This window comes from Vandammella animalimorsus (assembly GCF_002288875.1).
Lineage (GTDB): Bacteria > Pseudomonadota > Gammaproteobacteria > Burkholderiales > Burkholderiaceae_C > Lampropedia > Lampropedia animalimorsus.
In genome coordinates, this window is the sequence record NZ_NTBH01000001.1 from 456,326 (window position 1) to 469,114 (window position 12,789).

At 67.2% G+C, this 12,789-nt stretch carries 13 protein-coding genes; 4 read left to right on the top strand and 9 right to left on the bottom strand.

Features of this window, described 5'->3' with window-relative positions; translation table 11 throughout:
* Nucleotides 1-93: 93 nt before the first annotated feature.
* From dnaB to CLI93_RS01910, 6 genes are all read right to left on the bottom strand, one after another.
* Nucleotides 94-1,494, bottom strand: a complete 1,401-nt coding sequence (dnaB, locus tag CLI93_RS01885) for a replicative DNA helicase (RefSeq protein WP_095541426.1) — start codon at nt 1,492-1,494, stop codon at nt 94-96.
* A gap of 336 nt (nt 1,495-1,830) precedes the next feature.
* A complete protein-coding gene (rplI, locus tag CLI93_RS01890; protein WP_095541324.1) occupies nt 1,831-2,283 on the bottom strand; it encodes a 50S ribosomal protein L9 in 453 nt (150 codons plus the stop codon).
* 17 nt (nt 2,284-2,300) lie between these two features.
* Nucleotides 2,301-2,582 carry a 30S ribosomal protein S18 gene (rpsR, locus tag CLI93_RS01895; RefSeq protein WP_095538797.1) on the bottom strand — a complete coding sequence of 94 codons (282 nt, stop codon included), beginning with the start codon at nt 2,580-2,582 and terminating at the stop codon, nt 2,301-2,303.
* 71 nt (nt 2,583-2,653) lie between these two features.
* On the bottom strand, nt 2,654-3,028 hold the full coding sequence (gene rpsF, locus CLI93_RS01900; RefSeq protein ID WP_095538798.1) for a 30S ribosomal protein S6: 375 nt from the start codon (nt 3,026-3,028) through the stop codon (nt 2,654-2,656).
* Nucleotides 3,029-3,156: 128 nt separating this feature from the next.
* Nucleotides 3,157-5,259, bottom strand: coding sequence for a DNA mismatch repair endonuclease MutL (gene mutL / locus CLI93_RS01905; protein ID WP_095541323.1), 2,103 nt, complete (start codon nt 5,257-5,259; stop codon nt 3,157-3,159).
* Nucleotides 5,260-5,329: 70 nt separating this feature from the next.
* A complete protein-coding gene (locus CLI93_RS01910; RefSeq protein ID WP_095541322.1) occupies nt 5,330-6,040 on the bottom strand; it encodes an RlmE family RNA methyltransferase in 711 nt (236 codons plus the stop codon).
* A 90-nt stretch (nt 6,041-6,130) separates the two neighbouring features.
* Between CLI93_RS01910 and CLI93_RS01915 the strand changes: the two genes are divergently transcribed.
* The 3 genes from CLI93_RS01915 to CLI93_RS01925 all read left to right on the top strand — a co-directional run bounded on the left by CLI93_RS01915 (nt 6,131) and on the right by CLI93_RS01925 (nt 8,417).
* Nucleotides 6,131-6,601, top strand: coding sequence for a YhbY family RNA-binding protein (locus CLI93_RS01915; protein WP_095541425.1), 471 nt, complete (start codon nt 6,131-6,133; stop codon nt 6,599-6,601).
* Nucleotides 6,601-7,413 (top strand): glycosyltransferase, encoded by an 813-nt coding sequence (locus tag CLI93_RS01920; RefSeq protein ID WP_420823093.1) that lies wholly within the window; start codon nt 6,601-6,603, stop codon nt 7,411-7,413. The genes CLI93_RS01915 and CLI93_RS01920 overlap by 1 nt, the downstream gene beginning before the upstream one ends.
* A 95-nt stretch (nt 7,414-7,508) precedes the next feature.
* Complete coding sequence (locus CLI93_RS01925) at nt 7,509-8,417, top strand: SURF1 family protein (protein WP_095541423.1); 909 nt, start codon at nt 7,509-7,511, stop codon at nt 8,415-8,417.
* Nucleotides 8,418-8,469: 52 nt separating this feature from the next.
* On the opposite strand, the gene CLI93_RS01930 is transcribed toward CLI93_RS01925, so the two are convergent.
* Entirely contained in the window at nt 8,470-9,090 is a 621-nt protein-coding gene (locus CLI93_RS01930; protein ID WP_095541321.1) for a class I SAM-dependent methyltransferase, read from the bottom strand.
* Nucleotides 9,091-9,339: 249 nt separating this feature from the next.
* On the opposite strand from CLI93_RS01930, the gene CLI93_RS01935 reads away from it, so the two are divergent.
* Entirely contained in the window at nt 9,340-10,353 is a 1,014-nt protein-coding gene (locus tag CLI93_RS01935; protein ID WP_095541422.1) for a YcjF family protein, read from the top strand.
* 144 nt (nt 10,354-10,497) lie between these two features.
* On the opposite strand, the gene CLI93_RS01940 is transcribed toward CLI93_RS01935, so the two are convergent.
* Nucleotides 10,498-11,154: a 2-hydroxychromene-2-carboxylate isomerase gene (locus CLI93_RS01940; protein WP_095541320.1), complete on the bottom strand. Its 657-nt coding sequence runs from the start codon at nt 11,152-11,154 to the stop codon at nt 10,498-10,500.
* 64 nt (nt 11,155-11,218) lie between these two features.
* Entirely contained in the window at nt 11,219-12,787 is a 1,569-nt protein-coding gene (locus tag CLI93_RS01945) for an FAD/NAD(P)-binding protein (RefSeq protein WP_172424199.1), read from the bottom strand.
* Nucleotides 12,788-12,789: the final 2 nt, after the last annotated feature.

Here is a 12,789-nt window from a genome sequence, read left to right on the forward strand (position 1 = left end):
ACTGGGCATTATGCGGCCGGATGCCAGCGCACCCCGCCTGCCGCGATCTACGGCTTGCCCAAAGAGCCATCGCGCCAAGGCTGCGAAAGGCGCTTACATCGGCCCCGTGTCTTCGTGCAGGCTGAGGTTCTCGAAGCGGGTCTGGTCTTTCTGGAAGTACAGGTTCACGGTGCCGGTGGGGCCATTGCGCTGCTTGCCGATGATGATTTCGGCCTGGTTGGGGGCGGTGCTCTTTTCTTTGTTGTAGTAGTCGTCGCGGTAAATGAACATGATGACGTCGGCATCCTGCTCAATGGCGCCCGATTCGCGCAGGTCGCTCATCATGGGGCGCTTGTCGGTGCGCTGCTCGACGCTGCGGTTGAGCTGCGAGAGCGCAATCACCGGGCATTGCAGCTCCTTGGCCAGCATCTTCAGCCCGCGCGAGATCTCGCCCAGCTCGGTGGCGCGGTTTTCGTCCGAGGAGTTGCCCGAGCCGCTCATGAGCTGCAGGTAGTCCACCACGATCAGGCCCAGCTTGCCGCACTGGCGCGCCAGGCGGCGCGCGTTGGCACGCAGTTCGGTGGGCGTCAGCCCCGGGGTTTCGTCGATGTGCAGCGAGACGTTGCGCAGCCGCTCGACCGCCTCGGTCAGGCGCGGCCATTCCTCGTCGAGCAGCTTGCCCGTGCGCAGGCGCTGCTGGTTGATGCGGCCAATAGAGCCAACGATGCGCACCGCCAGCTGCGATGCGCCCATTTCCATCGAGAAGATGGCCACCGGCATGCTCTCGCGCAGCGCCACATGCTCGGCAATGTTGATGGCAAACGCGGTTTTGCCCATCGAAGGGCGCGCCGCCAGCACGATCAGATCGCCCGGCTGCAGGCCGCTGGTCATGCGATCCAGATGACTGAAGCCCGTGGGCACGCCGGTGATGTCGTGCGGGCTTTGCGCCATTTCCTCGACCTGATCCAGCAGGTTGACCACCAGGCCATCGAGCGATTGAAAGCCCTGCTTCATGCGCGAGCTTTCCTCGGCGATGCTGAAGATCTTGGCCTCGGCCTCGTCCAGGATGCGGCCGACCTCGCGCCCCTTGGGGCTGAAGGCGTTGGAGGCGATCTCGTCGCTGGCGGCGATCAGCTTGCGCAGGATGGCGCGCTCACGAATGATTTCCGCATAGCGGCGGATGTTGGCCGCGCTGGGCACGTACTGCGCCAGCGAGTTCAGGTAGGCGATGCCGCCCACTTCCTCGGCCTTGCCGATGCCGCGCAGGTGCTCGAACACCGTCACCACGTCCGCCGGGCGGTCGTTCTCCAGCAACGCGGCGATGGCCTGGAAGATTTGCTGGTGCTCGCTGCGGTAGAAGTCCGACTGCTTGAGCAGATCGGAGACGCGCTCCCAGACCTGGTTGTCCAAGAGCAGGCCGCCAAGCACGCTTTGCTCGGCCTCCACCGACTGCGGCGGCAGGCGCAGATCGGCCACCTGCGGGTCAGCGCCCTGCCCCAGCGGCCCCAGAGGCATGCCGCCGCGCACCGGCTGTTCGGAAAAATCCATCACTTCGACGCCCATGGCGCCACGGCCCTTCTCATCCATTGACTCTCACCATTTCCATGTTGTCCCGCCACGACCGGCGCACCGGCTGCGCGCCGCATCTTACGCAGGCCAGGCGGGGCTGTCACCGCACAAGCCTGTGGATGGGCATGGGGCAAACCGTGCACAAGCTGTGGATAAGCTGTGCCCAAAAGCCCGCCGGCATCACCACACCAACGGCAGGCGACAAAGAAAAAACCGCCTCTTGCGAGGCGGCTTTCAATGGCAGCGGGGCTCGGAGCGCCTGCCCGCTGCACGCAAACACTGTCAGGCACTTTCGCCGTAAACGGCCACGGTGATTTCCACGTCCACGTCGGTGTGCAGGGCCACGACCACGGTGGAATCGCCCACGGTCTTGATTGGGCCTGCCGGCAGGCGCACCTGCGACTTGTGCACCTCATAGCCTTGCTTGACCAGCTCGGCAGCGATGTCCTGGTTGGTCACGGAGCCGAACAGGCGACCGTCCACACCGGCCTTTTGCGACAGGCGCACGGTCTGGCCAGCGAGCTTCTCGCCCAGGGCCTGGGCAGCGGCGAGCTTTTCAGCAGCGGCCTTTTCCAGCTCGGCGCGACGGGCTTCGAACTCGGCCTTGGCAGCGGCGGTGGCGCGGCGGGCGCGGCCAGTGGGGATCAGGAAGTTGCGGGCGTAGCCGTCCTTGACGGTCACGATCTCACCCAGGTTGCCCAGGTTGACGACTTTTTCCAGAAGAATGATTTGCATGGTGTGCTCCGCCTATCTCAGATTTTGTGCTGGTCGGTGTAGGGCAGCAGGGCCAAGAAGCGCGCGCGCTTGATGGCGGTGTTGAGCTGGCGCTGGTAGATGGCGCGCGTGCCGGTCAGGCGGGCGGGGATGATCTTGCCGTTCTCGGCAATGAAATCGCGCAGGGTGTCCACGTCCTTGTAGTCAATTTCTTCCACACCGGCGACGGTGAAGCGGCAGAAACGCTTGCGACGGAAGAGCAGGTTCTGGTTGTTGCGCTTGGGGCGGCGATCTTTATTGAAACGCTTAGGTCCAGCCATGATGGGCTCCTGATGAAATCTTGATAAATAAAGCTGTCTGGGGATGCAAGCTCAAGAAAGCGGTCTCGCCCTCAAGCCTTTTGCTCTGCCTCAGCGGCCTGTGCGCTCTTGCGAGCTTCCTCGCGCTCGACGGTTTTCATCATCGAGGAGGGTGCAGTCTCGGCTTTTTTCTTCTGCACCGTCAGCTGGCGCAGCACGGCATCATTGAAGCGGAAGGCGTGATAGAGCTCGTCCATCACGGCCTGGCCGGCCTCGATGTTCAGGCACAGGTAGTGCGCCTTGGAGAGCTTGTTGATCGGGTAGGCCAGCTGGCGGCGGCCCCAGTCTTCCTCGCGGTGGATCTTGCCGCCGCCTTCGGTGACCATGCTCTTGTAGCGCTCCAGCATGGCTGGCACCTGCTCGCTCTGGTCCGGGTGGATCAGCAAAATGATTTCATAGTGACGCATCGTTGAACTCCCTTGTGGAATGAACTGCCACCCGCAGCGTCAAACAGCGGCTGTGGCAAGGAAACCGCGCATTATACATACGGATCAGCGCATTGCGGCGGCCACGCAGCGCCCTGTCAGCCCCCAGGTCAGCGCCCGCGCAGGAACAGCTGGTCGAGCTCGGCCATGCGCAGCTGGCGCCAGGTGGGGCGGCCATGGTTGCACTGGTCCGAGCGGGGCGTGGCCTCCATCTGGCGCAGCAGGGCATTCATTTCCTCGATGCCCAGCTGGCGGTTGGCGCGCACCGAGCCGTGGCAGGCCATGGTGGCCAGCACCTCGTCGCGCGCGCGCTGCAGCACGGCGCTGCGCTGGGTGGGCGGCGCTGCGGCCAGCGCGCCCTGCCCGTCCGCTGGGCCGCTGGCTGGCGCTGCCTGCATGCCCAGGTCTTCGTGCTGGGCCAATTCACCCAGCACGCTGCGCGCCAGCTCGACGGGGTCGGCCTGGCGCAGCTCAGAAGGGATGGAGCGCACCGCCAGCTGCTGCGCTGCCAGCGGCGTGACTTCCAGACCCAGCTGCACCAGCAACTGGGCGTGCTTTTCTGCCGTGGCCATCTCCAGCGCGGTGGCGGCAAAGGCTGCGGGCAGCAACAGCGGCTGGCTGGGGATGTGGGCGTCGTGCAATGCCTGCTTGAGGCGTTCGTACACGATGCGCTCGTGCGCGGCATGCATGTCCACGATCACCAGGCCGTGCTGGTTCTGCGCCAGGATGTAGACGCCGTGCAGCTGCGCCAGCGCCCGCCCCAGCGGCCACTCGGGCTGCGCCTCGGTCTGGGCTTCAGCCTGCGCTGGCCAGGGCCGAACTGGCTCGTGCAGCGCCAGCGCTGCAGCGCCTGCAGCGGGCATGGCATAGGCGGCAGCGCCCAGCCCCTGGGGCGGCTGGGCCAGGGGCTCTGCCGCCCCAGGGGCTGCGGCCTGCGCATCGCGGCCATCGCCCCACAACGCAGCCAGGGTCTGGCGGGTTTTTTCGATGTCGGCCGCAAAGCCCAGGCGGCGCTGCTGTGCCAGCGGCAAGGGCGATCGCGCCGCCATGGGTTGGGCCATGCCGCCCGGCGCGTCAAGGGCCACGGCGGCATCGATTCCAGCGGCGCCAGCGGGTGGAGCGCCTGCCAGCGCCCGCGAAGGCGCCAGGGCGCGCTCCAGCGCGTGGCGCACGGCGGCGTGTACCACGCGCCCATCGCGAAAGCGCACTTCGATCTTGGTCGGGTGCACATTCACGTCCACCTGCTGCGGGTCGATCTCGACGTAGAGCACGTACACCGGCTGGCGCTGGCCATGCAGCACGTCCTCGTAGGCAGCGCGCGCGGCGTGCGCCAGGGTTTTCTCGCGCACGAAGCGCCCGTTGACGAAGCTGTACTGCTGATCGGCGCGCGCGCGCGAGTGGGTCGGCATGCCGGCGCGGCCATAGACGGCCACGCCCCCTTCCTCATGCGCAACGGGCACGGAATGCGCCATGAACTCCGCGCCCATGATGTCGGCAATGCGGCGCTCCCACTGCGCCGGCTCCAGCAGCTTGAAGCCGGTCGGCACAGGCTGCGCCGCATCCTTGGACGCCTGCATCGGCTGCGCCTGCGCCGGCACGGCGCGCCACTGGTGCTGCAGCTTACCGCCGTGCCAGATGGCAAAGCCCACGTCAGGCCGGGCCAGCGCATGGCGGCGCACGGTCTCCACGCAGTGCGCCAGCTCGGTGTTTTCGGCCTTGAGGAATTTGCGTCGCGCCGGCGTGGCGAAGAACAGCTCCTGCACGTCCACCGTCGTGCCCACGGCCCGCGCGGCCGGCTCAAGCTCGCCGCTGGCCGCGTCAATCATCATGGCCTGGGGCTGGCTGGCTGTGCGAGAAACAATGCGCAGCTGCGCCACCGAGCCGATGGCGGCCAGCGCCTCGCCGCGAAAGCCCATGGTGGTGACCGACTCCAGATCGTCCAGGCTGCGGATCTTGCTGGTCGCATGGCGGCGAATGGCCAGCGGCAGGTCCGAGGCCGGCATGCCGCGGCCGTTGTCCTCCAGCACGATGTGGCGGATACCGCCAGCCAACAGCCGCAGCTGGATTTCGCTGGCGCCGGCGTCCAGGGCGTTGTCCAGCAACTCGCGCACCACCGAGGCCGGGCGCTCAACCACCTCTCCGGCCGCGATCTGGCTGATGAGGGTGTCGGGCAAGTCGGCGATGGGGCGGTATGAGGAGGTGGGAATGCGCATGGTGCGTGTCGCTGCTCGATTGTCGGTGCTTGGCGTCGTTCGGTGGCAAAGGGCAGATGGCGATGGGCGCTCAGTCCTGGCCGCCGCGCAAGCCCTGGCCGATCAGAAAAACCTCGGCCGAGCGGCTGCGCGAGGCCTTGGGCTTGTAGGGTCGGCTTTTGCGAAAAGTCTGGCGAAACAGCGCCATCAGATCATCGTAGCCAGGGCCGTGAAACACCTTGGCCACCATGGCGCCATCGCTGTGCAGATGCGCCTGCGCAAAGTCCACGGCCATTTCCACCAATGTCTGCACGCGCGCGCCATCGGTGGTGGCATGGCCGCTGAGGTTGGGCGCCATGTCAGAGACCACCAGATCCACAGCCCTGCCCTGCACGGCCTGCTGCAGGCGCTGCAGCACCTCGTCCTGCTGAAAATCGCCCTGGATGAAATGCACGCCGGCCACCGGCTCCATGGGCAGCAAGTCCACCCCGACCACCAGCGGCGCAGCAGCTGCGCCCTGGCCTGCCGCCTCGCCCTCGGCCGCCGCGCGGCCCAGCTCCAGCTTGCGGCTGAGGTACTGGCACCAGGCCCCGGGGGCGCAGCCCAGATCGACTACCACGCGCGCGCCCTTGAGCAGCAGGAACTCCTGATCGAGCTCCTGCAGCTTGTACACCGCGCGGGCGCGGTAGCCCTCCTTCTGCGCCAGCTTGACGTAAGGGTCATTGAGATGGTCGTGCAGCCAGGCCTTGTTGACCTTGCCGGTCTTGCCGGCGTTGCCCGCACGACTGTGCTTGCCCGTCATGAATCGATGCTCTCCAGATTGCGCCTTGCGATATGGTCAAAGAGGGCGGCCAGGCTCTGAGAGCCTGGCCGCATGGCCGATAATCATGCCATGACTGTCCTGACCCTGACCCCGGCCCAGCGCCGCAGCCTGCGCGCCGATGCCCACCACCTCGACCCGGTCGTTCTCATCGGCGCGGAGGGCCTGAGCCCCGCCGTCGAAAAGGAAGTCCAGGCCGCCCTGCAAGCGCATGGCCTGATCAAGATCCGCGTCTTCAACGACGACCGCCAGCTGCGCGAGCAATATCTGCAGCAGCTGTGCGAACAACTCGGCGCCGCCGCCGTACAGCACATCGGCAAGCTGCTGGTGCTCTGGCGCCCGCAGGCGCCCAAGGCCCGCGCAGCGGGCACGGGCGGCAAGGCCCCCACCGATGTCAAGGTCGTCAAGCCCAGCAAGCGCGCCGGCCAGCGCCCAGAGATCAAGCACGTGCGCGTGCTGGGCAACCAGCGCCTGACCGCCGGCGGCAACGTCAAGAAGGCCAAGCCGCGCCAAAGCTCGGCCAAGAAAAAGTCGCTGGATTGATGCAGGCCGCCACCCACCCCAACGCCGCAGACATGCGCTTGCACGATACCCCAGCCCCTGCCGCCACGCGGCATGTGCTGTGCATGAAATGGGGCAACAAATACGGCCCTGAGTACGTCAACCGCCTCTACGCCATGGCGCAGCGCCACCTGCAGGGGGCGTTTCGCTTCGTCTGCCTGACCGACGACGTGCAGGGCATTCGCCCTGAGGTGGAGTGCTTTCCCATCCCCGAGCTGGACTGGCAACGCTACCCGCGCCAGCCCGACCGCGCGTGGAAAAAGCTGGCCACGTTCTCGCCCGATCTGCGCGAGCGCTATGGCCTGCAAGGCGTGGCGCTGTTTCTCGATCTGGATGTGGTGGTCGTCGGCCCGCTCGATGATTTTTTCACCCTGCCCGGGCCTTTTCGCATCATCCACGACTACCCACGGCCCTGGAAGCGCCGCCGCATCACCGGCAATTCCTCCGTCTACCGCTTCGAGATCGGCGCCCACCCGGACGTGCTGGAATACTTCCAGCGCAACGTGGCCCAGGTGCAGCAGCAGTTTCGCAACGAGCAGGCCTATCTGTCGGACTACCTGCACCGCCAGGGCCAGCTGGCCTATTGGCCAGAGCCCTGGTGCCCCAGCTTCAAGTACCACGGCATCCCCACCTGGCCGAGCAACTATTGGCGCGAGCCCTTCATCCCCGAGCAGGCCAGAATCGTCATCTTCCATGGCGAATGCAATCCGCCCGATGCCCTGGCCGGCCGGCGCAACCGCCGCTTTCGCTACATCCGCCCGGCCCGCTGGATTGCCGCGCACTGGCGTGAATGAGCACCGGGCGCGAATTCAGCCCCCCGCCCTGCCCCGCCGCCATCGCGGCCATCGCCCTGGCGCGCGGCAGATGGCAGATTGGAGACTCCCCCCACATGCCTGACACCCGCTCTGCAGCAGGCGCCGCCACCGCCGCGCCTTCCAAAACCAAACGTTGGGCCTTGTTGGCCTTTTTGAGCCTGAACACGCTGTTGTTTTGCAGCCTGGGCAGTTGGCAGGTGCAACGCCTGGGCTGGAAAAAAGACCTGATCGCGCGCGTGCAGGCGCGCGTGCAGGCCAGCCCCGAGGCCCCGCCCGCCCCCGCGCAATGGCCGCAGCTGAGCACAGGCGACGAATACCGACGCCTGCAACTGGCCGGCCAGTTGCTGACCGAGCGCAGCATCCCCGTCTATGCCAACACCGATCTGGGGCCGGGCTACTGGCTCATGGCGCCGCTGCAACTGGCGTCGCAGCCTGCCGATGTCGGTGCAAATGCCAGTACGAATACCAATGCAAACACCAGCGCCGACGCGCGCGCCACAGCGCCCGGCGTGGTCTGGATCAACCGCGGCTTTATCCCCACGGCCATGCGCCACAGCCCGGACTACGCCCGCCTGAGCGCACCAGCTGCCGAAGCCGAGCGCAGCGTGCAGGTCACCGGCCTGCTGCGCCTGCCGCCGCGCCCGCACTGGTTCTCGCGCGACAACCGCCCGGCCGAGCAACGCTGGTACCAGCGCAACCCGGCCGAGCTATCGGCCGCGCAGGCCCTGCCCACTCAAGTGACAGCGCCTTATTTCGTCGATGCGCAGCAGATCGAACCCAGCCACACGCTGCCCGCCGCTGGGGGCAGCGCCGCCCAGATGTGGCCGCGCCCGGGATTGACGCAGCTGCAATTTCGCAACAACCACCTGAGCTACGCGCTGACCTGGTTCACGCTGGCCTTGCTCAACATCGCCGCGCTGATTTACCTGCTGTTCTTCGAGTCGCGCCGCGCGCGCCCAGGCCCACGCGGCTCTGCCGACTGAATGCGCCACGCCATTGCTGCATCGGCGCATCAGCCATCGACGCATTGGCGCATCAGCGGTTTTCAATCACCACCAGGCGCGAGAGATTGAGCGCATTGACCGGGCGCACCGATTCGATGCGCCAGTCGTAGCGCTCGATGTGCTGGTCGTAGGCAAAGTCCGAATCGAAGCCAATGCGCTTGGTGAAAGGCTTGGCCATGCGTTCGAGCACGCGCCACACCGGCCCTGCATTGGAGAAGTGGTTCAGCACCACAATGCGCCCGCCCGGGCGGCACACGCGCCGCACTTCACGGATGAAGGCCTGCGGATCGGGCGTGACCGAATAGGTGTAGGGCAAGGTCACGCAATCGAACTGCCCATCGGCAAACGGCAGCGATTCGCCATTGGCCACCAGCAGCGTGACCGGCGCGGCGCGCGCCGGATCCACCCGGCCACGCGCCTTTTGCAGCATGCCGGGCGACAAATCCACGCCGGTGACCGGCACATGGGCCGGATACAGCGGCAGCAGCAGGCCCGTGCCCACGCCGATTTCCAGAATGCTTTGCGGCGGCCTGCGCTGCAGCTCCTGCGCCAGCGCGCGGCGGCCTGGCTCCAGCACCAAGCCAAACAATTTGTCGTATATCTGCGCGTACTGGTCGTAGCGGTCGCGCACGTCTTTGAGCGTCGTTTTCAATTTTCACCATCATGGGGCTTGAAAAGCCGCCAATCCGCCAAGAACTGCAGGCCGCTGTGCCAAACATGCTCTGTATTGGCATGCGCACGGCGCAGGCCCGCGCGAAAAAGCGCCGAGTATAGGCCCCTGGCCAGCCCATTGGCCGCGCCCGGGCACGGCCATTGATCTGCGCCGACAATGGGCCCGCACCTGCGCCGGGGCACATGCGCCGGTATCCCATCCCTTTCACAGCCAAGGCACCCCATGACCATGACCACCCAGGAAATCCGCTCCGTACTCACCATCAGCCTGCTGGCCGCCTATGCCGACAGCGACAAGCACACGCGCGAGCGCGAGGAAATCCGCCGCATCGCCGAAGGGTTGAGCCAGGCCGATGAAGTCAATCTGCCCACGCTGTACCAGGACGTGCTGCTCAAGCGCACCAATCTGGCGCAGGCCGTTGCCGGGCTGCCCAGCATGGAAAGCCGCCAGCTGGCCTACGAGATGGCCGTGTGCGTCTGCGATGCCGATGGCAGCACCAGCGAGCGCGAACGCGCCTTCCTGGGTGAGCTGCACCAGGCGTTGGGGCTGGAGCAGCAATTCGCCCAGCAAACCCTGCACGATGGCGAGGCCATGGCCCAGGCGCCGCTGCAAACGGCCTCTGCCGCGCCCGTGGCCGCTGCCAGCGCCGTGACGGCCCCGATAACGCCCCAGACAGCGGCCACGGCCCAGCCGGCTGGGCGCCCCAGCACGCTCGACGAGCAGGCCATGAGACAAAAAATCCTGCGCGCCGCCACGCTCAATGGCGCCATCGAGCTGCTGCCCGAGTCGCTCTCCACCATGGCCATCATCCCGCTGCAAATGCGCCTGGTCTATCAGATCGGCCAAAGCTACGGCTACGAGCTGGACAAGGGCCACATCCGCGACTTCCTGGCCACCATCGGCGTGGGCATGACCTCGCAATACCTGGAGCAGGCCGGGCGCAAGTTGCTGGGCGGCCTGCTGGGCAAGGCGGGCAAGGGGCTGCTGGGCGGCCTGGGCAAACAGGCCGTCAGCTCCGGCATGAGCTTTGCCTCCACCTACGCGCTGGGCCACGTCGCCAACCAGTACTACGCTGCTGGGCGCAGCATCTCGGCGCAAATGCTCAAGGACAGCTATGCCCACATGCTGCAGGACGGCCGCCAACTGCACACGCAATACCTGCCGGACATGCGCCAGCAAGCGCAGGGCCTGAATGCCACGCGGCTCATGTCGCTGGTGCGCGGCAATAGCCAGGCTTTTTGAACGCCTGTTAAGCGCCTGTTCAAGACTGTTCAAGATCGAGGCGCGAGTGGGCAGCAGCTCGGGCCGGGCTGCAAGGCGCAATGGCGCAAAACCGCAAGCCGCCCTGATCTGCAGGATGGCCTGCCGTGCAGGGCGCCACACGCGTCAGCGGCAGCCAGCCGCGCGCTGCGCCAGTGCGCGGTCCACAAAGCCCAGCCGGTCCTGCCCCCAGTAGCGCACACCATCCAGAACGTAGGTGGGCGCGCCGAAGATGCCCTGCTCCAGCGCTTCCTGCGTGTACTGACGGTACAGGGCCTGGGTGGCAGGGGCTTGCTCCAGCGCCTGTAGGGCTGCGCCGTCGTAGCCGTTTTCATTGGCCACGGCAATGCGCACCTCGGCCAGAGCGGTATCGCGCTCTTCCAGCCACAGCGCGCGCAGCAGCGCGTGCGAAAGGGCCTGCACATCCAGCCCCTGGGCCTGGGCGGCAATCAGCATCCAGCCGGCGTGTTTGTTCCAGTGGGGGTCGGGGTGCGCGCCTTGCGGGTAATGGCGCGGTTGCAGCACGATGGGCAGGCCCAGGTAATCGCTCCAGCGGGCCAGTTCTTCCTGGTGGTAGCTGCGCCGTGCCGCAGGTCGGGTGCGCAGTGGGATGCCGCCGGTCTGCGGCACCACGGCCTGGAAGTCAAAGGGCTTGAAGACCAGGCGCACACGGTGGCGGCGCACGATGTCTTGCAGCTGCGGGCCGGCGAAGTAGGCCCAGGGGGAAGAGAGGCTGTAGTAGCAGGCCAGCGTGGCGCTGTCCTCGGGGGCGTTGATGGTCATGGCAAGGCGGTGATGGGGCTGCGGCAGGCAGCCATCAAGGGGAAAACTATGGGCCTGTTTCAGCTCAGGGCTGGGACAGGGGCGGCACGTACCAGCGCGTGTCCTTGAGCTCAGGCTCGTCGTGCGCCAGCAGGCGCTGCCAGTGGGCCTGGGCATCGAGCGTGAACAGATCGCTGGCGATGGCCGCGGCCAGACGGCGCGCGCCAATGCCCAGGCCGGGAATGTCGCCGGCCAGCGCGCCGTGGCTGAGGGTGCTGCCCCAGTTGAACAGGTGCATGCGCGCCAGCGCCTGGGCCACCTCCTGCGGCTGGCCTGCCTTGGCGCGCAGCTCGAAGCCCGGCCCCAGGTAGGGAAAGCGCGCGGCTTCGGCGTGGCTGGCGGCTTGCTCTGAGGGCACGTGCTGCGCCCAAGTGTCGATGGCGCTGACGTAGGGGGCCAGCTCGGGGCGGTCCAGCAGGTTGACGTCAAAGCCGGTGCCGAAGATCACGGCATCAAAGCGCTGCTGGCCCTGCGGCGTGGTCACGCGCACGCCCTGCGCATCGGGCGCCACGTCCAGCCAGTTCTGGCCCAGCTGCAGGTTGAAGCCGGCATGGGCATCGCAGCGGCGCACGGTCTCCCAAGGCGGTGGCACTTGCTCGCTGAAGATGTAGGTGTAAAAACGCCAGCGCTGCGCGTCATCAAGCCGCTCGAAGCCGTGGAAGAAACCAGGGAACGAAGTCCATTTGCTCTTGTTGACCTGCGGCAGTTGGGCGCGGCGGGCAAATTGCGTCACGCGCGCGCCAGCCTCCAGAGCGCAGGCGGCGTTGTCGAAGGCCGAGGCGCCCACGCCCAGCACGCCCACGTGGCGGCCAGCCAGCGCGGCGAAGTCGATGGCATCGGCGCTGTGAAACACCCGTCCAGCGGCCAGGGGGTCATCGCGGCGCAGACTGGGGTAATGCGGCCAGCGCGGCGCACCGCTGCCATCGCGGCCCAGCGCCAACACCAGCTTGCGGGTGTAGACGCTCTCCTCGCCCTGCGGGCCGTGCAGGCGCACGCGCAGCAGTGGGCCGTCGTGCGCCACGTCCAGCAGTTGCACGCCGTTTTCCACCGGCAGGCCCACGGTGTCGCGCACCCACAGCAGGTAGTCGCGCCAGTCCAGCCGCCCCACCTTGTGCAGCTCGGCCCAGCCATCAGCGCCGTGCTGCGCCTCGTACCAGGCGCGAAAGCTCAGGCTGGGCACGCCCAGATCGGGGCCAGTCAGGTGCTTGGGGCTGCGCAGCGTGAGCATGCGCGCGTAGGTGCCCCAGGGGCCCTCCTGCCCGCGCGCGGCGCGGTCGATGAGGCGGATGCGCCCGATGCCTTCGCGCATCAGGGCAAAAGCAACGGTCTGGCCGCACATGCCAGCGCCGGCGATGAGTACGTCCAGCGCATGGCCGCCGCCGGGTTGCGCTGCGGGCAGCGACCAGTCCGGCACGGGCCAGTTCAGCCGGGCCAGATCGGCGCGCGCCTGCTGGGCCAGGCGCGCCAGCGCTGCCGTATCGCGCGCGCTGGCCAGGGCCTGTGGCGGCACAGGCGGCAGGATGCGCTCGGCCCAGGCAGCCTCTGGGGCGCTGGGGCTGGAGGGAGGAATGGTTGAAAGATCGCTTGCTGGCATAG

What these genes read in the sequence shown, in the direction of transcription:
- dnaB (WP_095541426.1), bottom strand. Translation starts at nt 1,494, where the DNA reads ATGCCTCTGGGGCCGCTGGGGCAGGGCGCTGACCCGCAGGTGGCCGAT.
- rplI (WP_095541324.1), bottom strand. Translation starts at nt 2,283, where the DNA reads ATGCAAATCATTCTTCTGGAAAAAGTCGTCAACCTGGGCAACCTGGGT.
- rpsR (WP_095538797.1), bottom strand. Translation starts at nt 2,582, where the DNA reads ATGGCTGGACCTAAGCGTTTCAATAAAGATCGCCGCCCCAAGCGCAAC.
- rpsF (WP_095538798.1), bottom strand. Translation starts at nt 3,028, where the DNA reads ATGCGTCACTATGAAATCATTTTGCTGATCCACCCGGACCAGAGCGAG.
- mutL (WP_095541323.1), bottom strand. Translation starts at nt 5,259, where the DNA reads ATGCGCATTCCCACCTCCTCATACCGCCCCATCGCCGACTTGCCCGAC.
- CLI93_RS01910 (WP_095541322.1), bottom strand. Translation starts at nt 6,040, where the DNA reads ATGACGGGCAAGCACAGTCGTGCGGGCAACGCCGGCAAGACCGGCAAG.
- CLI93_RS01915 (WP_095541425.1), top strand. Translation starts at nt 6,131, where the DNA reads ATGACTGTCCTGACCCTGACCCCGGCCCAGCGCCGCAGCCTGCGCGCC.
- CLI93_RS01920 (WP_420823093.1), top strand. Translation starts at nt 6,601, where the DNA reads ATGCAGGCCGCCACCCACCCCAACGCCGCAGACATGCGCTTGCACGAT.
- CLI93_RS01925 (WP_095541423.1), top strand. Translation starts at nt 7,509, where the DNA reads ATGCCTGACACCCGCTCTGCAGCAGGCGCCGCCACCGCCGCGCCTTCC.
- CLI93_RS01935 (WP_095541422.1), top strand. Translation starts at nt 9,340, where the DNA reads ATGACCACCCAGGAAATCCGCTCCGTACTCACCATCAGCCTGCTGGCC.
- CLI93_RS01940 (WP_095541320.1), bottom strand. Translation starts at nt 11,154, where the DNA reads ATGACCATCAACGCCCCCGAGGACAGCGCCACGCTGGCCTGCTACTAC.
- CLI93_RS01945 (WP_172424199.1), bottom strand. Translation starts at nt 12,787, where the DNA reads ATGCCAGCAAGCGATCTTTCAACCATTCCTCCCTCCAGCCCCAGCGCC.